This is a genomic window from Streptomyces sp. NPDC048297 (assembly GCF_043201585.1).
Classification (GTDB): Bacteria; Actinomycetota; Actinomycetes; order Streptomycetales; family Streptomycetaceae; genus Streptomyces.
Map to the genome: position 1 here is coordinate 65577 of NZ_JBICZA010000014.1, position 18575 is coordinate 84151.

At 69.4% G+C, this 18575-nt stretch carries 17 protein-coding genes; 10 read left to right on the forward strand and 7 right to left on the reverse strand.

All coding sequences use genetic code 11. The features are described 5' to 3' along the window. Window positions 1-16: 16 nt before the first annotated feature. Window positions 17-940: a LysR family transcriptional regulator gene (locus tag ACGFYV_RS17460; RefSeq protein ID WP_393879254.1), complete on the reverse strand. Its 924-nt coding sequence runs from the start codon at window positions 938-940 to the stop codon at window positions 17-19. Window positions 941-1065: 125 nt separating this feature from the next. Between ACGFYV_RS17460 and ACGFYV_RS17465 the strand changes: the two genes are divergently transcribed. From ACGFYV_RS17465 to ACGFYV_RS17490, 6 genes are all read left to right on the forward strand, one after another. Further along, on the forward strand, window positions 1066-1857 hold the full coding sequence (locus tag ACGFYV_RS17465) for an amino acid ABC transporter ATP-binding protein (protein WP_393879255.1): 792 nt from the start codon (window positions 1066-1068) through the stop codon (window positions 1855-1857). A gap of 186 nt (window positions 1858-2043) precedes the next feature. Then, window positions 2044-2994 (forward strand): glutamate ABC transporter substrate-binding protein, encoded by a 951-nt coding sequence (locus tag ACGFYV_RS17470; protein ID WP_393879256.1) that lies wholly within the window; start codon window positions 2044-2046, stop codon window positions 2992-2994. A gap of 6 nt (window positions 2995-3000) precedes the next feature. Continuing rightward, window positions 3001-3648, forward strand: coding sequence for an amino acid ABC transporter permease (locus tag ACGFYV_RS17475; protein ID WP_393879257.1), 648 nt, complete (start codon window positions 3001-3003; stop codon window positions 3646-3648). 182 nt (window positions 3649-3830) lie between these two features. Beyond that, window positions 3831-4649 (forward strand): amino acid ABC transporter permease, encoded by an 819-nt coding sequence (locus ACGFYV_RS17480; RefSeq protein ID WP_393879258.1) that lies wholly within the window; start codon window positions 3831-3833, stop codon window positions 4647-4649. 122 nt (window positions 4650-4771) lie between these two features. After that, window positions 4772-5524 carry a class II glutamine amidotransferase gene (locus tag ACGFYV_RS17485; RefSeq protein ID WP_393879259.1) on the forward strand — a complete coding sequence of 251 codons (753 nt, stop codon included), beginning with the start codon at window positions 4772-4774 and terminating at the stop codon, window positions 5522-5524. Window positions 5525-5890: 366 nt separating this feature from the next. Beyond that, the gene (locus tag ACGFYV_RS17490) at window positions 5891-6952 is read left to right on the forward strand and encodes a BTAD domain-containing putative transcriptional regulator (RefSeq protein WP_393879260.1); all 1062 of its coding nucleotides are present in this window, start codon (window positions 5891-5893) and stop codon (window positions 6950-6952) included. 53 nt (window positions 6953-7005) lie between these two features. Here ACGFYV_RS17490 and ACGFYV_RS17495 read toward each other — a convergent pair whose 3' ends face one another. Beyond that, a complete protein-coding gene (locus tag ACGFYV_RS17495; protein ID WP_393879261.1) occupies window positions 7006-7329 on the reverse strand; it encodes a 2Fe-2S iron-sulfur cluster-binding protein in 324 nt (107 codons plus the stop codon). Between the two features lie 61 nt (window positions 7330-7390). After that, window positions 7391-8635, reverse strand: a complete 1245-nt coding sequence (locus ACGFYV_RS17500) for a cytochrome P450 (RefSeq protein WP_393879262.1) — start codon at window positions 8633-8635, stop codon at window positions 7391-7393. 326 nt (window positions 8636-8961) lie between these two features. Between ACGFYV_RS17500 and ACGFYV_RS17505 the strand changes: the two genes are divergently transcribed. Together ACGFYV_RS17505 and ACGFYV_RS17510 are read left to right on the forward strand one after the other, a co-directional pair. Beyond that, a complete protein-coding gene (locus ACGFYV_RS17505) occupies window positions 8962-11601 on the forward strand; it encodes a tetratricopeptide repeat protein (RefSeq protein ID WP_393879263.1) in 2640 nt (879 codons plus the stop codon). A gap of 81 nt (window positions 11602-11682) precedes the next feature. After that, on the forward strand, window positions 11683-12228 hold the full coding sequence (locus ACGFYV_RS17510; RefSeq protein ID WP_393879264.1) for a flavin reductase family protein: 546 nt from the start codon (window positions 11683-11685) through the stop codon (window positions 12226-12228). Between the two features lie 80 nt (window positions 12229-12308). On the opposite strand, the gene ACGFYV_RS17515 is transcribed toward ACGFYV_RS17510, so the two are convergent. From ACGFYV_RS17515 to ACGFYV_RS17525, 3 genes are all read right to left on the reverse strand, one after another. Further along, on the reverse strand, window positions 12309-12989 hold the full coding sequence (locus ACGFYV_RS17515; protein ID WP_393879265.1) for a LuxR C-terminal-related transcriptional regulator: 681 nt from the start codon (window positions 12987-12989) through the stop codon (window positions 12309-12311). Window positions 12990-13082: 93 nt separating this feature from the next. After that, window positions 13083-14066 (reverse strand): sugar-binding transcriptional regulator, encoded by a 984-nt coding sequence (locus ACGFYV_RS17520; RefSeq protein ID WP_393879266.1) that lies wholly within the window; start codon window positions 14064-14066, stop codon window positions 13083-13085. An 8-nt stretch (window positions 14067-14074) separates the two neighbouring features. After that, window positions 14075-14605, reverse strand: a complete 531-nt coding sequence (locus ACGFYV_RS17525; protein WP_393879267.1) for an ATP-binding protein — start codon at window positions 14603-14605, stop codon at window positions 14075-14077. A 481-nt stretch (window positions 14606-15086) separates the two neighbouring features. Here ACGFYV_RS17525 and ACGFYV_RS17530 point away from each other — a divergent pair, with 481 nt between their 5' ends. Then, a complete protein-coding gene (locus ACGFYV_RS17530) occupies window positions 15087-15884 on the forward strand; it encodes an IclR family transcriptional regulator (protein WP_393879268.1) in 798 nt (265 codons plus the stop codon). A gap of 125 nt (window positions 15885-16009) precedes the next feature. Here ACGFYV_RS17530 and ACGFYV_RS17535 read toward each other — a convergent pair whose 3' ends face one another. Next, entirely contained in the window at window positions 16010-17215 is a 1206-nt protein-coding gene (locus ACGFYV_RS17535) for a cytochrome P450 (RefSeq protein WP_393879269.1), read from the reverse strand. A gap of 278 nt (window positions 17216-17493) precedes the next feature. On the opposite strand from ACGFYV_RS17535, the gene ACGFYV_RS17540 reads away from it, so the two are divergent. Next, window positions 17494-18447 (forward strand): PDR/VanB family oxidoreductase, encoded by a 954-nt coding sequence (locus ACGFYV_RS17540; RefSeq protein WP_393879270.1) that lies wholly within the window; start codon window positions 17494-17496, stop codon window positions 18445-18447. Window positions 18448-18575 lie beyond the last annotated feature (128 nt).

An 18575-nucleotide genomic window follows, 5' to 3' on the forward strand; every position in this document is an offset into this window, starting at 1 on the left:
GCACCCGCGACCACGTTCAGGACGCGGAGCCGCCGGTGAAGTTCGCGCCCATCGCGCGGGTGGTCCTGCGGATCTCGCGCAGCACGGTCGCCACCGCGGGAACCCCGGCCATGTCGGGCCACATCAGCGCGTAGGTGCGGCGCACCGGCCAGTTCCGCAGCGGGGGGTGGACCAGATGGGGTGAGACGTGTGTGTACAGCGCCAGTTCGTTCATCAGGCTGACCCCGAGCCCGGCGGTCACGAGGGACTGGATGACGAGCAGGTCGTCGGCGGTGGCGGCGATGTGCGGCTGGAAACCCAGGTTGGTGCAGGCGGCCAGGAACCGGTCCCGGATGCTCTCCATCACCCAGTCGTCGTGGGCGAGTTCGGCGAGGTCGACCTCCGCGCGGCCGGCCAGCGGATGGTCGTCGCGCATGAGTACGCAGCGGCGGTCGTCCAGCAGCGGTACCCGGAGCATGGCCGTCTCGCCCTCCGGGAGGTCCTCGCTCTCCCAGTTGCACAGGAGGCCGAGATCCGCCTCTCCGGTCCTGACCAGGCGGCGTGCCTCCACCGGCTCGGCCTGGGTCAGCGTGATGTGCACATCGGGGTCCGACTGCCGCAGCCGCGCCAGCACTTCGGGGACGATCGTGACGCAACTGCTCTGGAAGGCGACCATCCGCACCAGCCCGCCACCGCGCGCCACGACCGAGGAGACCTCCTGGTCCGCGGCGCGCAGCACCGAGAAGATGGCGTCCGTGTGCCTGACCAGCAGGCGGCCGGTCTCGGTCAACTGAAGACCGCGCCCGACGCGGACCACCAACGGGGCGCCCACGGCCTGCTGGAGACGGCGCATCTGGTAGCTCACTGCGGGCTGTGTGTAGCCGAGCGACGCGGCGGCCGCCGTGTAGGACCCCGTACGCGCGACCTCGGCCAGAACCTGCAACTGGTGTACGTCCAACACGACATGAAGCATAAGAGGTCTTGATGAGTCCACGAAAAAATCCTCGTTGGACGCGGGTGAACGGGTTTCGGTCCAATAGGAGTGCACAGGCAACCGCTCGACCTCGTCGCCCGCAGGAGTTTCACGTGACCAGTACGACTGAGACCGGTGTGAGCCCACGCTACGGCGAGGGCGCCGGAGCGCAGCCGCTGGTCAGCATCAGCGGTGTCAACAAGCACTTCGGAGATGTCCAGGTCCTGCACGACGTCTGCCTGGACGTCCACGCCGGGGAGGTGACCGTGATCATCGGGCCCTCCGGCTCGGGGAAGTCCACCCTCTGCCGGTGCGTCAACAGGCTGGAGACGATCTCGTCCGGCACCATCGCACTGAATGGCAGGGCGCTGCCGTCCGAGGGGCGCGAACTCGCGAGGCTGCGGGCGGACGCCGGCATGGTATTCCAGTCGTTCAACCTCTTCCCGCATCTCACCGTGCTGCAGAACATCACCCTTGCTCCCGTCAAGGTCCGGGGAGTGCCGCGCGCCGAAGCCCGCGAACGGGGACGGCAGTTGCTGGCCCGGGTGGGCCTCGCGGACAAGGCCGACACGTATCCGGCGCAGCTGTCCGGCGGCCAGCAGCAGCGCGTGGCCATCGCCCGGGCCCTCGCGATGGAACCGAAGGTGCTGCTGTTCGACGAGCCGACCTCGGCCCTCGACCCGGAGATGATCCAGGAAGTCCTGGACGTCCTGGTCGAGTTGGCGGCGGACGGCATGACCATGATCGTCGTGACACACGAGATGGGATTCGCGCGGCGGGCCGCCGATCGCGTCGTGTTCATGGACGCCGGCCGGATCGTGGAGACCGCCGCCCCGGCCGACTTCTTCGCGGGTCCGAAGAACGAGCGCGCCGCGGACTTCCTGTCCAAGGTGCTCCACCACTGAATCCCCGGGGCGACCCCGCAAGCACCCGCAAGTACCCGCGGAATCCGTACCCGCAGGCACCCGTCCCGCAAGCACCCGCACCCGCGTTCACCGCGCTTTCGCACGTACCGCGGCTCCGCGCCCACCACGCTTCCGCACGGCCGTCCCCACCCGTGCACTCACGCACCCCGCCCCGCAGGAGAAGCCATGACACCCACGACCGTACAGCGCACGCCCGCCCGTCGCCGGATCGGCGCCGCCGTCGCGCTCGTCGCCGCGACGGCCCTCATCAGCGCCTGCTCCGGAAGCCCGTCGAGCGACGTGGCGGCTCCCGCCGCCGGTGCGGTGGCCGGAGGCACGTCCGTCGATCAGCTCATCGCCGCCGAGAAGCCCGCGGACGCCTCCGCGATGCCGGCCGGCTCCACCGCCGCCGAGATCAAGAGCCGCGGCAAGCTCCTGGTCGGCGGAACACAGACGGCGGCCCTCTTCTCCCTGCTCAACCCGACCACCGGCAAGCTCACCGGCTTCGACGCGGCCCTGTCCCAACTGCTGGCGAAGTACATCATCGGCACGCCGAAGACCCAGCTCGTCCAGGTCACCGCGGCCACCCGCGAGGCCCTGCTGAAGAACCACTCGGTGGACGCCGTGTTCGCCACCTACACCATCACCCCGGAGCGGGCGAAGGTGGTCGGCTTCGCCGGCCCGTACTTCGTCGACGGCCTGGGGATCGAGGTGAAGAAGGACAACGACACGATCACCTCGCTGAAGGACCTGGCCGGCAAGACCGTGGTCACCGAGTCCGGTTCCGTCGCTGCCCCCGCCATCAAGGCCGCGGCGCCGACTGCCAGGATCCAGCTCTTCGACACCAACATCGAGTGCCTGCAGGCCCTTCAGCAGGGCCGGGCCGACGCCTACGTCCTCGACCAGAGCCTGCTCGCGGGCAACGCGTCGACCAACTCCGACGTGAAGGTGCTCCCCAGCACCTTCAGCAAGGAGCCGTACGGCATCGGACTGCCCCTCGACAAGCCGGACTTCAAGAAGTTCGTCAACGACTGGCTGGCCAAGATCGAGGCGGACGGCACCTGGGCCAAGGTGTGGAAGGCCACTCTCGGTACCCAGGTGCCAGGCGCGGTTCCGGCGCCGCCGCGGATCGGCTGAGCACCGATGGGCGTCATCGCATCGAACCTCGGCGTGTTCGGGAACGGCTTCCTGGTCTCACTGGAGATCAGCGGGTGCACCTTCGCGCTGGCCGGTCTTCTCGGGCTCCTGCTCGCGGTGTTCCGGATCAGCCCGGTGGTCCCGCTGCGGCTGTTCGGCCGGCTGTACGTGTCCGCCGTGCGCGGTGTGCCCTTGCTGGTCCTGCTGACCCTCTTCGTCTTCGGACTGCCTGAAGTCGGACTGGTCTACTCGCTGTTCTGGACCGCGGTGACGGCCATGAGCCTGTACTGGGCGGCCTTCTTCTGCGAGGCCATCCGCTCCGGCGTACGGACGGTCCCCAGGGGGCAGATCGAGGCAGGCAGGGCGCTGGGTCTCACCTTCGGACAGATCCTGCGGCTGATCGTGCTGCCGCAGGCCGTGCGGTCCATGATCCAGCCGCTGGCCTCCCTGCTGATCGCGTTGACGCTGAACTCCTCGCTGGCCGCGGCGGTCGGCGTCACACAGGAACTCACCGGGCAGACCGCGTTGCTCGATCAGCGATACGCCCAGCCGCTGCTCGTCTTCGGCGCGGCAGCCGCGTGCTACGTCGCCTTCACGCTGGCGATCGGACGACTGGCCGCCGTACTGGAACGCAGGCTGGTGGTGCTGCGATGAAGCCCCTCGAAAAGACTCCACAGACCGGCCCCTGGACGGCGGACGCTCCCCGGCCGTCGTCCGGGGCGCCTTCGACCGGCACCACAGCGGGCGGAGCGGTACCGGCCCTGATCGAAAGCGCCGGCGGGAGCCGTCGTGCCCGCGGCCGTTTCTCGCCGCCGGCGTGGATGGTGCAGGCGTGGATGGTGCCGGCGGACGACGCGCTCTTCGACGCACCCGGACCGCGCGGGCGGCGGCGGATCGCCGTGGCCACCGCAGGCTCGCTGCTGGTGATGGCCGCGCTCACCTGGGCCGGGCTCCACCAGTTCGCGGTGAACGGCCAGTTGGATGCCGGCAAATGGCGTCTGTTCACGCAGTGGCCGGTGATCCACTACCTGCTCCAGGGACTGTGGCAGACCGTTCGCGTCACCCTGGTCAGCGGCGCGATCGCGTTGCCGTTCGGCGCGCTGCTGTCGCTGGCCCGGCTCTCCCGCAGCCGACTGGTGCGCGCGCCCGCCGCGCTCTACGTCGAGGTGATGCGCGCCGTACCGCTGCTGCTGCTGATCTACGTCTTCCTGTTCGGCCTGCCCGGTGCCGGCCTCAGGCTGCCGCTGTTCTGGCAGCTCGCCTGGCCGATCGTGCTCAACAACGCCGCCGTCTTCGCGGAGATCTTCCGTTCGGCGGTCCGAGCCCTGCCGACCGGGCAGACGGAGGCCGGACACGCGCTGGGCCTCGGCCACTGGCTGACGATGCGGAAGATCGTCCTGCCCCAGGCCGTCAGGCAGTCCGCGCCTTCCTTGATCAGCCAGCTGATCCGCCTGCTGAAGGACAGCACGCTCGGCTACGTCGTCAGCTTCCTGGAACTCCTCAACTCGGCCAAGACCCTGGGGGAGTACAACCACACGGTCGTCCAGGGCTACCTGGTGGTCGGGTTCATCTACGTCCTGGTCAACGTCGCGCTTGCCTCCGCGGCGGGCCAGGTCGAACGCCGGGTCACAGGCCGCCCTCCCCGAAGCGGCTGACTGCCCGGCTGATGCCCGGGGCTCCGTCTGCAGGAGGCGGGGCCCCGGGCCCTCTTGAGTCGCTTTCCCCCTGCCGGTGCACACCGTCCCGCGGTCCACCGCGCCCAGAAAGGAGTCCCCTCATGTGCCGACTTCTCGGTGTCGTGGCCGGTGAGGCCGCCACCGTCAGCGACCTGCTCGCCGACGACCTCGACCCGTTCCTCGCGCTGGCCTGCGAGCATGGCGACGGCTGGGGCTTGGCGTCCCGCGCCCCGGCGGGCTCCGTCGAGACCGTGAAGGAGCCGGAACGGGCCGACCTCAGCCCCGGTCTGCGTCCGCTGCTCGACCGATGCACGACGGACACGGCACTGCTGCACCTGCGGATGGCGACCCCGGGGATCCCGGTCACGCCGGCCAACACCCACCCGTTCGGCGACGCGCGGGCCGCCTTCGCCCACAACGGCGACTTCACCCCGGTCACCTGTCTGGACGACACGATCGGCCCCGACCTGCTGGCCACCGCCCAGGGCGCCACCGACAGCGAGCGGTTCCACCTCGCTGTCCGACGGCGCATGGACGACGGCCTGGAACCAGCCAAGGCGCTCCTCCAGGTCGCCGACGACATACGCGCCCGAGCGACCCGGTTCGTCGCCCTGAACTGCCTCCTGCTCACCCCGTCCGCCCTGTACGCCTACACCGAGCACGACCCGCGCTCCGAAGTCATACAGCGCCGGGGAACCGGCTACTTCGGGCTGCACTACCGCCGGGAGAACGGCAAGGTCGTGGTGGCCTCCACCGGATGGGCACAGCCCGAGCCGCGCTGGACCCTGCTCCCCGAACGACACCTTCTGGAGATCCGCCGCGACGACCTGGGGACCGTGACGCACGGCGCGTGAGCCGGAGCGGTCACCTCTTCCGGCCGTCACAAAAGGCATATTTTGGGGCATCGGTAACGGCGCGATGCCCTTCTGTACGCTGGGTCGTGCATGCATGGGAAGCCCCGTCACTATGGCTTGATCCGCCCAGTACGCAGAGGTACTTTGTCAGAAATTTAAGTGCGGCGTCGGCGGGTGGTGACGAGAGATATTACGGCGTAGTTCCATCGGGTGTCGCACGCATGTTACCCATGGCGGTCATGAAATGTACTCCGGCTGTCCGAACTCGTTATTAACTCATGCCCACGTGGGTATATCGGCTAATTCCGTCCACGCTTTGCAGAATTCGCGGAAATCTGACCAAGAGTGCGCAGCGGAGGTTAGCTCATGAAGGAACTTCGATTTTCGGTACTCGGTCCTCTGCACGCGTCCTGCGAAGGTGTCGGAGTGGCACTGGGCTCGACCCATGAGCGCACCATTCTCGCTCTGCTGCTGTTGCGCGAAGGTGAACAGGTTTCGGTCGAGCAGATGATCGATGTGGTCTGGGGCGGCGCGGCGCCTTCCAACGCGCGGCATGCCGTTCAGACGTACATCTACCGACTCCGCCGTTCGCTGTCCGCGGTCGGTGCGCATCGCGTGGTGAGTAGTGTCGGCGGTGGTTATGGTCTGCCGCTGGACCGGCATCAGTTCGACCTGCGGGAGTTCAAGGTCAAGGTTCGCGAGGCGGAACGATTCAGCAGCGCGGGACAGCCGGCCACGGCGATGACCTGTATCGACCAGGCGCTCGACCTGTGGACCGGTGTCCCGCTGGCCGGTACCGGCACGGGCCTGCAGGGCTGGCGCACCGCCTTGGGCGAGATGCGGCTCGGCGCGCTCGAACAACGCCTGTCGCTGGCCCTGGACCTTGGTCAGCACATCGAGCGGACGGCCGAGCTCGCGGTGCTGGTGGAGGAACATCCGCTGCATGAACGGTTCTGCGAATTGTTCGTGATCGCCCTGTACCGGTCGAACCGCCAAGCCGAAGCCCTGGAGGTCTACCGGCGTACCTGCCGGCGACTCCGGGAGGAACTGGGCCTGGCACCCGGGGCTCGGCTCCAGGAGTTGCACCAGCGGATCCTGACGGCGGATCCGGCCCTCCACGACGGCCAGTCGCAAGGCGTGGGCACCCGAGCCGGTGTCGGCGCCGGGGCAGGCCCCGGCGCTCGGGCACCGGAGGCCGGCCACGGTGAAGGCAGTGGCGAACTGACCTTGTTCTATGAGGCGTTCGGAGAACTCAGACAGGCTGTCGCCCATATTTCGGAGCAGGTCGCCCGTCTCACGTGCCTGGTGACCGCCACGGTGGGCGGCGCCGACTTTCGCTCCGAGCCGGTGGCGCCGGGATCCGGTGAGGTGGTGCCCCGGGCCGCCGCTGCGGAGTCGTCATCCAGCGGGCTTTCCCGCGTGGGATGACGACAGATCCTCGAAGTCCGACGGAACCCTCTTCGGGCCCGCGGGTGCCCGGCTCAGACCTGCCGCTCGGGCACGTCCACCACCAGGTGGCACGGCACGGCGCCGACCTGGAGACGGCAGGAGAGCCGGCTGTTGTGGCGCCGTGGCGCTGCCGTGGCGTCCAGCATCTCGTCCTCGTCGGACGTCACGGGCGCGAGCCGGTCCAGGAACGCGTCGTGCACGTACACATGGCAGGTCCCGCACATCGTGTGCCCGCCGCACTCGCCGAGGATTCCGTCGACATCCTCCATCAGGGCGGCCTCCATCACGCTCGCCCCGTCGACCGCGTGCACCGTGCGCTCGGTACCGTCGGGCTGCCGGAAGACGATGGTGGGCAAGAAGATCTCCCTTCCGGGTGAACGGACGTGTGAGTGGCCGGCGCGCCGTCGGTGTGGCGGGCTACTGGGCGCTGGACGGCATGGCATGGCGCCCGGCGGGCGTGTACGTGACGTGGAGCGGGCGCATGACGCGGAAGCCGAAACCTTCGAGCCGCGGGGGTTCGGCGTCGCCGTCGAGCCTCATGTCCGGGAACTCGTCGGCCAGACGGCCGATGCACCTGTGCAGGATCGCCCGGACGAGCCCCGCCCCCGCGCACGCGGCCGGCCCGAGGCCGAACGCCAGATGCCGGCGCGCGTTGGCGCGGTCGAGATCGACCTCGTCGGGGTCCGGGAACCGCGCCGGATCGCGACCGGCCGCCGCCATCAGCGCCGCGATGGTCTGGCCCGATTCCAGCTGCGCCCCGTCGAACTCGCCGTCGCGTGTGACGATCCGGGTGCGGTAGTGGACCACGCCGTAGATCCTCAGTGCTTCCTCGACGAACGTGGCTCTTCGGGTCTCGTCCGCCGCGCGGAGACGGTCCCACAGTCCCGGAGTGCTCAGGGCGAGGTACAGGCCGTTGGTCAGCGCCGAACGGGTCACCGCGCCGAAGAAACCGCGCAGCAGGCAGTAGAGCTGTTCCTCGCTCCATCCGGACAGGGCCTCGTCCCGCCAGATGTTGTGCAGGATCGTAGGCCCATCGGTGGAGCGCCCGGCTTCGACGTAGGGGCTGATGAGTTTGTCGATGTCGTAAGTGGCCTGCAATGCCCGGTCCGCGAGATCCGCGTCCTTGGAACCTATGTATGCGGCCGCGTCCTTGAACGTGTCGATGACGTCGACACATTCCGTGATCTCGTTCATCAGCGACTCGTCCTCCCAGGGGAGTCCGATGACGCCGGCGATGATCCGGATCGGAACCTGACCGCAGAAGTCGCTGATCAGCTCCGCGCTGCCGCGGTCGGCCAGCCGCGCCACGTGGGCGTCCACGACGGCCGGGATCAGGCCGTCCCGCCATCCGGCCACAGCCTTCGTGGACAGCATGCGCAACCACCATCTGTGGTGTTCCGCGTGCTCTTTGCCGTGCAGTGCGGAGGGATGCCGTTCGCCGTAGATCCGCACGTACCGGGGGTCGGGGACGGCTTCCGCAGGAGGAATAGGGGCAAACCTCGTGCGGTCGAGGAAAATCTTTCTGGCCGCCTCGTACCGACTGGCCATCCATGTGTCGCTGGAGGCTTCCCACGTGACAACGCCGGCCGATCGCAGGTCGTCGTAGAACGCGTACGGGCAACTGTTCACGGTGTCGGCGAAGGACTGGGCGTCGTCGGCCATCTTGTCTCCTCTGGAAAGCGGCATCACATCCGCAGGGTGCGTCACGGAAGTCGCAGTCGAATCTCACTTCAGTAGATTTAATTCGGATATTGACACGGGTTGTTACGAGCCTTACTTTTTTTGTGACGGCGAACCCCCCGCCGTGCTGTTAGGAAAACCAGAAGGGAGAACGTCGTGGAGCGCTACGAGGACCTTGAGGGAACGGCAGTCGGCCTCATCAACCCGGTCGTCAACTAACTTCGGATTCCGCGGCCCGACCGAGAAATCCCCCCGGAACTCTTTTTCTCGGTCGGGCTGTACCGAAACTACAGGTCGGGAGCGGAAAGATGCAGAACCTGGACACGGCCTCGTTTGCATTGAAGCCGTTTGTCGACTTGAGCCGGGATCCGAAGATCAGGCCGAGTCGCCTGGCCGAGGCGGCACTCTACTGGGCGGGTTCCGACGATCCGTTCGGGCTGTCGCCGTGGCAGACGCCGGCACGTGACCTGCGGGAGATGATGCTGCGCGCCGGTCCGGTCGCGGACGATCCGCTCCACGGGGTGTGGCAGCGCCTCACCGCCTCGCACACGGCTGCCGATCTGCTGTGGGCATCGCGTCTCGCCACGCATCTGGGCCGCTACGACCTCGCACTCCGGTTCGCCGAGAGTGCCGGGCGCGTCGCCGACGACGAGGAGCGGTGCTGGGCCGACCTGCTGATGGCCAGAGCGGCGGACACCGAGGTGTGGGCGACGGCACGGCCCGTGCGCCCGTCGCCGGACCACAGCCCCGTACTGCGATGGATGCACGCTCTCGACGCCTGGGAGCGCGCGAGGTATTCCGGGGCCGTGGAGGAAACCGCGGACCCGCTCGCCGGCGCTGTTCAGGCCGCGGCGGCGATACGGGCGAAAGACCAACGGCTGGGCTGTGTGGCAGAGGCACAGACTTGGGCGGTGGCCTTGCGGCACGGTGCCCGGGAGGCGGCCGAGCGGGACCTCGGGCCACTGCTGGCCGAGTTGACGGCTCATCATGCTCATCCAGATGCTCCTCTCACGCCGTCACACGCGCCCCGTACCACGCCTGCCACGGGCCGGCTCGGCGACTTCGCCCAGGACGCGGCCCCGGACGAGGGCTTCCTCGTCCACGAGGCGCTGCTGCGCCTTCACCTGGCCGTCGCCGAGAACCACGTCCGGCTGGGCGATCTGTCACCGGCGGCCTCGCACGCGGCCACCGCGCTACGACTTGACCCGCACGGTGCGGGAACCCATCTGGTGACCGCGCGGATCGCGCAGGCATGCGGCCACGACGACAAGGCCCGAGTCCACTACCGCAGTGCCGCCCGGCACGGTCTCGTCGAACGCGGACCCGCCCTGGCGGGCATGCTGGACCTGGACGCTTGTGCCGCTGATACCGGCGAAGGGCCCAACTCTCGCGGCAGCTCCGCGGACTCGGCCGATCAGGGACACGGCGAGCCGCGTGACACCACGCGCAGGGACCGCCTCGTCAGGGACCACGTGGCCGGCACCTCCTTCCTCGGTGCGGTCAACGACCTGCTGACCATCGATCCGGCCGCCGAACGCGTCCGCCTGGCCCGGCTGGTGGAACGCCGCCAGGTGCTGGAGCGCACCGCTGCCGCGGACACCGTGGCCTGGGCGAGCGGACGAGCCGGAAGCGAGACGTCCGGAACGCGGCCGTCGTCGCTGCCGTTGCCGATGGAGCGATACCGGCCGTACTTCGACCTCGCCCATCCGCAGAACATCGAAAAGGCGAACATTCCGCCAGTGGCGATCCACATGCCGCTGATGTCCCTGCGTGCGGTCACCGAGGGCCTGGAGCCGTGGTTCAGCGAAGTCCATCCGCAGCGCGCGACGGCAGCGATGTTCCGAACCGAACTGGCGGAACTGACGCGGGTCGTGGGTCATCCGACGCAGGCCGCGAGCACCGACTTCGTCGACTGGCTCAACGCTCCCGACGGTTGCCCGCTCGCGCTGCGCGACAGACTGGAAGGCGCGGCCGAGTTGCCGATGCTCGAACGCGCCATGGTCGGCAGGCTGCTGGCCTCGCTGGGTTTCTACACCCGTGCCATGCAGGTACTGCCTGATCCGACGGCTCCGGTGACCGATCCCGAATCCGCCTTCGCGCTGGCGACCTGGCTGTACGCCCAGCAGATGCACACAACCGGCTCGGACATCGATCTCGATCCGGAGTTCAGGCGACTCTACGGACAGTTGGGCGACGACGACCGCTACGCCCGGATGAGGGTCGTGGCGACGATCAACGCGACGGTGAACGCGGCACGGCGGCGACGCCCCGATGTCATCGCCTACTGGCGGACCGAGGGGGAGAGCGCGCTGGCGCGCTATGTGGCCCTGCCCGAAGTGGACGAGTTCAACGGCGCGTTGATGACCAGCCGGTGGTACCGGGCGATGGGTTTCCTGCCGTATCTCACCGGTGACCGCGAACTGCTGGTCGCGGACATGGACCAGTGGCTGGGGATCGCCGCCGAGCTGAAGGGCCACGACGACCACACCCGGATCATCGCGGCGGACAACTACTTCCCGGCGGTCGAGACGGCGGTCCGTACCCACGTGTATCTGGGGGACATGCCGGCAGCACTGCGACTCGTCGAGGAACTGGCCTTCGAAGTCGACTCCGTCGACCCGAAGACCTGGCTGACCGCGGGCGAGCTCTACTACCAGGCAGGGGATGTGCGGGCGGCTCTGTCGGCCTACCTGCGAGCCGCTCATCTCCAGTTCCCCTACGGCCGTCTGTCATGGTTCAACGCAGGACAGTGCCATGAGGAGTTGGGCCAGGTCGACGAGGCCGCCGAATGCTACCGCCGGTCGCTGCAGTACTGGCCGGCCGGCCTGTCGCCCGTGCGGCGACTGCACGGCCTGGTGACCAGGCGCGCACTCGGGTCCGACTCCGATGTGGTCGCGGCATGGACGGCTCGCCAGAAGGCGTGGCCGATGGTGGCGACCGCGGGCTGAGGACGTGCGCCGGGACTCGGCGCGATCGAGGCCTTCGCCGAAACGGCGATACGTCTCTGCCATGACATCCCGGGAGTCCGAATGAGCACGGCGTCCACCGACCGCATGGCGATGTCCCCCATGGTTGATCTCACCGGTCACGGAATTGAGGCCGACCATTTCCGGTCGCTGGCCGCCGCGCTTCCGACGGGCGTCACCGTCGTCACCACGCTGACGGCGGACGGCGCGCCGGTCGGCATGACGTCGGGCGCGGTGTGCGGCCTGTCCTGCGAACCGCCGCTCGTGCTCACTTGCATCACGAGGGGTTCGCGGACGCTGGGGGAGATCAAGCGCCGGCGGGGTTTCTGCGTCAACGTGCTGGCGTCAGGGGCGGACGCGATCTCGCAGCGGTTCGCGTCCGCGGGCGGTGACAGGTTCACCGGCGTCGACTGGCGGCCGGGGCCGGGCGGTCTGCCGGTCCTGTCCACGGGCACGACCGCGCACGCGGTCTGCGAGTTGTACCAGGTCGTCCCCGGCGGCGACCACGAGATCGTCATCGGCCTCATCGTCGCCGGAGACTCCGATCCCTCGGCATCGCCGCTCGTGTACCACCGCCGTACCTACGCAGGGCTCGACACCCTTGTCTGAGCCCGCCGTTCTGGGTGCGGGCGGGATGATGCCGTGCCCGCGAAGCGCACGATGGCTGCCCATGCCGCCCCCCGGTCCGCTCAGATGAGTCCCGAGCGTATGGCGTGCGAAACAGCCTGCGTCCTGTTGTGGAAGTCGTGACGCTTCATCACGTTGTAGAGAATGCTCTTTATGGTCCGCTCGGAGTACCCCATCCTCTGGGACACCTGATCGAGGTCCAGGCCTTCGGAGATGAAGCGGAGGACATCGATCTCACGGTCGGAGAAGGCCGAAGAAGTGAGACCACGAGGGGCCAGTACGTCTCGGTGGACCAGTTGCACCTGCTGCATCAGGGCGCCCTGCAGCTTCGACGGGAAGGAACCCTCCCCCTGCACGACCGCGTTGATGGTGCGCGCCATGACCGCGGTCGAGAAATTCGAGCGCCACAACACCGAGCGCACTCCCTTCTCCACCGCCGCGTAGACGTCGGTCTGCCAGCTCTTGTCGACGATGAGGACGAAGCGGCCCGTACCGGTCGGTGACAGGCCTTCCAGCAGTTTCAGGGTCGCCGCGTCGGCACTCTCCACGGAGACCACGAAGACGTCCGGTTCCGCGTCCGAGTCGTGGTCGACCACGGTGAAACGCAACGACCCTGCCAAGCAGTGCGAAAGGCCAGTCAGGGTGATCTCGTCGTCGGCATGCAGCCTGACCGTGATCACTCGTCTGTGCGTCGCCGTGCGTATGACAGCAGCGCCGCGGGGCTGGGTTCCGAGTGTTTCCATCTGCATTCCCCTGTTGTGTTCACATCTGCTCAGGCGGGTGGTGGCCGGCCGGGGCAGCGCTGCCGGCCAGTCGATCCTGAGCCGGCTCATGGGTCATCGAAGGAGGTGCTCTGCCACGGCCGTGTTGGTGACGATGCCGTTGAACAGACCGGTCTTCAGCGCCGCCGAGGTGGCGGCGGCCCTCTCCTCACCGTCGGCGAGGAGGATCACATCGGGTACGCGGCGCAGTTCGGCGAAGTTGATCGCGATGATCCGCTCGGTGAGCTCCGGGGCGATGGGTTGCCCGTCCGCGTCCAGCAGTTGGCCGACGACCTCGGCGCAGGTGCCTCGGCTGCGGTACTCCTCGCGCTCGTCGTCGCCGAGTGCGTCGTAGATGGTGGACAGCCCCGGCGCCCATGCGCCGACGGTGACGATCGCCTTGGTGAGGTGAGCGAACTGGTTGACCGCTTCGGCGATGCCCGGCTGCCCACGCAGGGTCTGGGCTGTCGCACCGTCGGGAAGGAGCAGGGGCGCGTGGATCGGGTACACGGGGCCTCGCGCGATGGAGGCGGCGCGGCGCACGGCTTCCAGCGCGTTGTGGTCCACGGGCCGCAGTGGGGTCACCCCGCACAACTGGACCACCTTGCAGCGGGCCAGCATGGTCAGTTCGCGACCGAGTGCCTCGACCTCGGGGCCCCACACGAGCCCGAGGACATCGGTTTCCGTGACGATCTCGGGGAGCAGCCGCGCGGCGACCGAGCCCAGGCGCTGAGTGGCCGGCACCGCACTGCCCGGGTCCTGCTCCGCCGAGGCGAAGACGACGCAGTGGCGCAGGCCGTACTGGGTGCGCAGGGCGTCGGAGCGTTCGGCGTCAAGTTCCGCGGGCAGCCGGACTTCGAGTCGGATCAGGCCGTTGTGCAGGGCGGTCTCCAGCATGCGGGCGACCTTGAAGCGGCTGATGCCGAACTCGTCGGCGATCTCGGTCTTCGACGTGCCTTCGAGATAGAAGCGACGGGCCATGGCAGCGGTCTGGACCAACTCCTCCGGCCCCGTGTGGTGCGGAGGCCTGCCGACTCGTGGCTTGCGCTGCATGCTCATGCGGTCCGTCACCTGTGTTCCAAGAGTGCGCTTCGACGTACCGGCGTGACGGTAGCGGCTGCCTCCCGCGGCAGGCAGGCCCGGACCCACTTGCCGCCTCCCGGCGCCCGTCCGGACGTCCAGGACCCGGAGAGCGCGCCGACGATGGCGAGCCCGCGCCCGTAGTCGTCGTCGTGCCCCGCCGAGTGCGGGACGGGCAGTTCCGGGGACTGGTCATGCACTTCGGCGTGGAGCGCGTCGGGTATCAGCCGCAGTCTGAGTGTGACGGACGGCTCCGGTTCGCGCTCGTCGGGGTGCGTGACATGCCGGTGTCCGTCCACCGGCGCCCGCGAACCGTGGCAGACGGCGTTCGTGACCAGTTCGCATACGACCAGGACCGCCGCGTCGACGAGGTCCTCCGCCGCCCCCCAGTGACGCAGAGACCTCCTGGTGAAGGCTCGGGCCTCCCGGGGCGCGGTCAGGACGGCCGGTAACTCGACGGAGGCGGAGGCGACTTCGGCGTCAGCGCGCACAGCGTCGCGTTCAGCGACAGCGTTCATGGCGTCTTCCGATCTTTCAGAAGAGTCCGGATCGCCCCTGGGGGCTGCTCCGACTCCACCGCGGTCTGGCTGGTGCTGCAGTACGGAGCCCGAGAGCGAAGGGTCCTGGGCAGTCGCCTCTGCGAGTTTCCGCTCAGATGAGCAATTAGAACTCACGTGATGCAGGTACATCTATTAAAGGCCGCGTGCGATCGACGTCAATGGGATGAGGGGAGGCGACTTGATATACGAGCAATTATTGCTCAGTTGAGCAGAAGGGGGGCGGGTCGGAGGGCAGGGCTGTCACCGGCCGCGCGGGTGCGCCGCTTCTCACAGGATGAGAAGGGGGTATGCGCGGGAGGCGCCGATACGGCACGGTCGTGGTCTCGTGCGAGGCGGGAAGGCCGTCCACGCCGGCACCCGCGTCCGGCGTGTGCGTCCGGCGTGTGCCGTTTGCGCGAGGGAACCGCTGAACCAGTGTGGACAGGCCGAGGGAGGCTTCGTGGCAACAGCGATCCCCTCTGGCACGGGCCGGTCCGGCGCGTCGCCGGGAGTCTCGTTCCAGCGTGGTCTCAACGTGCTGATCACCGTCGCCGAGTCGGGCGAGGCCCGGGTCGAGAAGATCGCCGAGGACGTCGGCATCCCGGTGAGCACCGTCTACCGGTATCTGCGCACGCTGCGCGAGCTGGACCTCGTGGAGGAGCGCGCGGGCACCTACGCGCCCGGCTGGCGGCTGCTGGAACTCTCCGGCCAGCACCTCACCCACACCCGCCTGGTCGAGCTGGGCCACGCGGTGCTCCAGGAGCTGACGGACACGACCGGCGAGACCGCCGTGCTGACGGTACGGGTCGGCACCCAGGCCATGTGTCTGCGCCAGACCCAGTCCGCCCACCCGATCCGGATGGCGTTCCGCATCAACCAGCTGCTGCCGCTGTACGCGGGAGCCGGTCAGCGCGTGCTGCTGTCCCACGCGCCGCGCACCGTCATCGACCACGTCCTGCAGCAGCCGCTGCGCAGCATCACCGAACGCACCCTGGGACGCGCCCAGTTGGCCGGCGAGATCGAACAGATCCGCAAGCGCGGCTTCCTCGTCACCCGGGGCGAGCTGAGCGAGGGCGCGGTGGCGGTGGCGATGCCCGTCGTCGCGGGCGGGGAGGTGCTGTGCGCGCTGACCGTGGCCGGGCCGGAGAACCGGTGCGGCCCGGCCTGGCGCCGGCACGCCCGGAGCCGGCTCCAGGCGGCCGGGCAGAGACTCGGCGAGATCCTGGAGCATCGCGCGGCGCCGCCGACCACAGGTTGAGCATCGCCCCACTGCCCACAGGTTGAGCAACCCGCCGCGCCGCCCACGGGGCAGCATCACGTCGCGCCGCCGCCCGTCGGGGGAGCAGCGGCGCCGCGCGTGCGGGGCACTGACCCGACAGCGTCTCAGGCCGGGGTGATCCGCACCGGCAGGTGCTTCCAGCCCCGGAGCGTGTTGTGCAGGAACGGCACCGGCTCACCCGTGAGTTCCACCGTGCGGACCCGCCGGGCCAGTTCGCTGAACAGCACGTCCATCTCGAGCCGGGAGATCGGCTGCCCCACGCACTGGTGGATGCCGATGCCGAACGCCAGGTGCCCGGACGCGTCCCGCTCGATCCGGTACGCGTCGGCGTCGTCGCCGAACCGGCGCGGATCGCGGTTGGCCGCCCCCATGAACAGCGCGATCTTCGTGTCCTCGGCCAGGCGCACCCCGTCGACGTCCGTCTCCCGGGCGCTGGTCCGGAAGAACGACTGGAACGGGGACTCGAAGCGCAGCGCCTCATCGACGGCGAACCGCGCGAGCGCGGGGTCCTGGTGCAGCGCGGCCCACTCGGAGGGGTTGGTGACCAGGCACTTCATCGTGTTGCCGATGGCCAGCACGGTCGTGTCCAGGCCCGCCGAGAGCAGCGCGCGCACCAGCCGGGTGGCCTCGTCCGGGGTGATCACGCCCTGGTCGGCGTAGTCCCAGATCCGGGCGCCGAGGCCGTCCGGGGTCAGGTTCTCGCGGGCGCAGTTGCTCATCACCCACTCCACGGTCCCCTCACCGGCCGCGAAGTACGCGTCGTAGCGGGCGTCCTCGGGGCCGAACGCGGAGAAGTTCATGGCACCGTGCGGAAGGAGGTTCTCGGCGCGCCCGTCCCGGGGGATGCCGACCGCGTCGCCGAACACCTCGATCGGGAACAGCTCGGCCAGATCCGTGATCGCGTCGAACTCGCGCTGGTCCAGCAGCCGGTCCACGAGTTGCACCGCGAACTCCTGGAACGCGGCCCGCAGCACCCGGACGTTGCGGGGGGAGATCACCCCGGCCATCGTCGTCCGCAGCGGGGTGTGCATGGGCGGGTCGGAGTCGAGGATGCCCGCGGGGCGCCACGGCGGCTGGTGGTGGTAGTTGCGCGGCCCGACCCCGGCACCGGAGATGAACGTCTCGTGATCGGCCAGGATCCGCCGGCACTCCTCGAACCGCGTGAACGCGTGCACCTCGTACGTGTCCAGCCACACCGCCGGCCCGGCGTCGCGCATACGGGCGAACAGCGGATAGGGATCGGTCAGGTTGGCGTCGTCGTACGGGTCGTCCGGGACGGATGTGACGACGGCGTCGGCGGTGCTGGTCATCGGGGCCCCTCGGGTGAGTGCGGATGGTCGGCGCGGACACATGAGCCAGGCGGACACACGGGTCAGGCGGACACGCGGTGACCGTGTGCGCGGGCGGGCCGGGTGCGCCGGCCCGGTCCGCCCGGGAACCGTAGGGCGGCGCCGGGGATCCCGGACACGGCCGTTATCACCTGCTGAGAACGGCCGTTGCCGCGCCCCGGGCGGCCTCCGCACGATGCGGGTGATCAGGGCGCCGCACGAGGCGCCCGGCACAGGCCGAGCGCGAGGACGGAGGAGCCATGTCGACGCAGCAGTTCGTGACCGTCACGGTCGAGGAGGTGACGGCGGAGGCGACGGGTGTCGTCTCCCTCGTCCTGGCGGCCCGCGACGGCCGGGCCCTGCCCCGGTGGACACCGGGGGCCCACATCGACGTCGTGCTCTCCCGGGATCTGGTCCGGCAGTACTCCCTGTCGTCGGCCCCGGACGAGGCACGCTGGCGGATCGCGGTCCTGCGCGAACCCGACGGGCGTGGCGGCTCGGCCCATCTGCACGACCGTGTCCGCGCCGGGGACAACCTGCTGGTGAGCACCCCCCGCAACACCTTCCCGCTGGATCTCGGTGCCGAACGCTACGTCCTGGTCGCCGGGGGCATCGGCATCACACCCCTGCTGCCGATGGCAGCCGCGCTCGAAGCCGCCGGACGGCGGTGGAGCCTGCTGTATCTGGGGCGCGCCGCCGACACCATGGCGTTCACCGGGGAACTGGCCCGGTACGGGGACAAGGTGACGTTCCACCGCGACGACGAGTCGGGCATCGTCGACATCACGGCCGAACTCGACCGGCGGGGAGCGGCGGACGCCGGCGTGTACGCCTGCGGTCCGGCCGGACTGCTCGCGGCCGTCGAGGGCTACGCCGCGGCCCGCCCCGGCAGCCGGCTGGTGCTCGAACACTTCACCGCCGCCCCCGACGCCCAGGGACGGGCGGACGACCGGCCGTTCACCGTGGAGACCCGCGACGGCCGTGAGATCTCCGTCGGCGCCGGTCAGTCGGTCCTCGACGCGCTGTCGGCGGCAGGCGTACGGTCGCTCAGCTCCTGCCGGGAAGGCGTGTGCGGGACCTGCGAGACCGGGGTGCTCGCGGGCGAGCCCGACCACCGTGACCGGGTGCTGAGCGACGAGGAACGCGCCGCGGGCGACACCATGATGATCTGCGTCTCGCGGTGCCGCGGGGAGCGGCTGGTCCTCGACGTGTGACGCTCCGGGACCCTCTGTGCGCGCGGCGAGCGGACCGCGCACACCGGGACTTCGGTCAGGAGCCGCTCATGTCTCTCATCCGCCGGAACAACGGCAGGCCCCCGCCGACGCGGCCGTGATCGCCGAGG

Coding starts and splice junctions, on each gene's coding strand:
- ACGFYV_RS17470 (WP_393879256.1), top strand. CDS start 2,044: ATGACACCCACGACCGTACAGCGCACGCCCGCCCGTCGCCGGATCGGC.
- ACGFYV_RS17475 (WP_393879257.1), top strand. CDS start 3,001: ATGGGCGTCATCGCATCGAACCTCGGCGTGTTCGGGAACGGCTTCCTG.
- ACGFYV_RS17480 (WP_393879258.1), top strand. CDS start 3,831: ATGGTGCCGGCGGACGACGCGCTCTTCGACGCACCCGGACCGCGCGGG.
- ACGFYV_RS17485 (WP_393879259.1), top strand. CDS start 4,772: ATGTGCCGACTTCTCGGTGTCGTGGCCGGTGAGGCCGCCACCGTCAGC.
- ACGFYV_RS17490 (WP_393879260.1), top strand. CDS start 5,891: ATGAAGGAACTTCGATTTTCGGTACTCGGTCCTCTGCACGCGTCCTGC.
- ACGFYV_RS17500 (WP_393879262.1), bottom strand. CDS start 8,635: ATGGCCGACGACGCCCAGTCCTTCGCCGACACCGTGAACAGTTGCCCG.
- ACGFYV_RS17505 (WP_393879263.1), top strand. CDS start 8,962: ATGCAGAACCTGGACACGGCCTCGTTTGCATTGAAGCCGTTTGTCGAC.
- ACGFYV_RS17510 (WP_393879264.1), top strand. CDS start 11,683: ATGAGCACGGCGTCCACCGACCGCATGGCGATGTCCCCCATGGTTGAT.
- ACGFYV_RS17515 (WP_393879265.1), bottom strand. CDS start 12,989: ATGGAAACACTCGGAACCCAGCCCCGCGGCGCTGCTGTCATACGCACG.
- ACGFYV_RS17520 (WP_393879266.1), bottom strand. CDS start 14,066: ATGAGCATGCAGCGCAAGCCACGAGTCGGCAGGCCTCCGCACCACACG.
- ACGFYV_RS17525 (WP_393879267.1), bottom strand. CDS start 14,605: ATGAACGCTGTCGCTGAACGCGACGCTGTGCGCGCTGACGCCGAAGTC.
- ACGFYV_RS17535 (WP_393879269.1), bottom strand. CDS start 17,215: ATGACCAGCACCGCCGACGCCGTCGTCACATCCGTCCCGGACGACCCG.
- ACGFYV_RS17540 (WP_393879270.1), top strand. CDS start 17,494: ATGTCGACGCAGCAGTTCGTGACCGTCACGGTCGAGGAGGTGACGGCG.